Origin of the sequence: Erwinia sp. MYb416 (genome assembly GCF_037479575.1) — a bacterium.
Taxonomy (GTDB): Bacteria; Pseudomonadota; Gammaproteobacteria; order Enterobacterales; family Enterobacteriaceae; genus Erwinia; species Erwinia rhapontici.
This window is the reverse complement of record NZ_JBBGYT010000200.1, coordinates 1-574: the sequence shown is the minus strand read 5'-3', so window position 1 is coordinate 574 and position 574 is coordinate 1. Positions and strand designations below refer to the sequence as shown.

Genomic DNA, 574 nt, shown 5'->3' with positions numbered 1-574 from the left:
ACACTCAAGGGCGGTAGCGTTGTTAAAGCTATACTTTTGTAAAACAGGAACGATCCACAATGTCTGTTTTTAGAAAAGAAGTCTTAGAAAGAAAGAAAAATAATATTAACGGCGTGATTTTGGATGATTCAGGGAAGAAACAAATGAAGGTTATGCTGGTTTTAATGGTGGTAATTTGCGTGCCATTGTTATTTTTGAGTCAGCATATAATCAGAAAGAACACTGTTGTGGGTAATATCGCGTTGAGCACGCCTATAGATGGAAATGAGGGGTGCTTTGACTTACAACAAAGTAGCGCGAGAAATATAAATATATCACCCGATGAATTCATTGTTGTTTATTTAAATGGAAATAAAGTTTTAACAGGTAAAGTCGTATCAGTAAAATCAAAAAAAGAAATATGCATAAAAATTAACAATAAATATATTGATAATCCGTCAAGCCTGCAAGGGAGAATGACAGCCTTCCTGTGGGAAGATGAGAAGCTTTGGTTGTTTTTATATAATAAATTCAAGGGAAGTACAGGGATATGAATATATTTAAAGTTAAAAATAACGGAGGAGTCAAGTTACAG

General features: G+C 33.8%; 1 protein-coding gene. It reads left to right on the top strand.

What is annotated here, in order from left to right; all coding sequences use genetic code 11:
• Positions 1–59: 59 nt before the first annotated feature.
• The gene (locus WH277_RS01875) at positions 60–533 is read left to right on the top strand and encodes a hypothetical protein (protein WP_339457277.1); all 474 of its coding nucleotides are present in this window, start codon (positions 60–62) and stop codon (positions 531–533) included.
• The last annotated feature ends 41 nt before the right edge of the window (positions 534–574 follow it).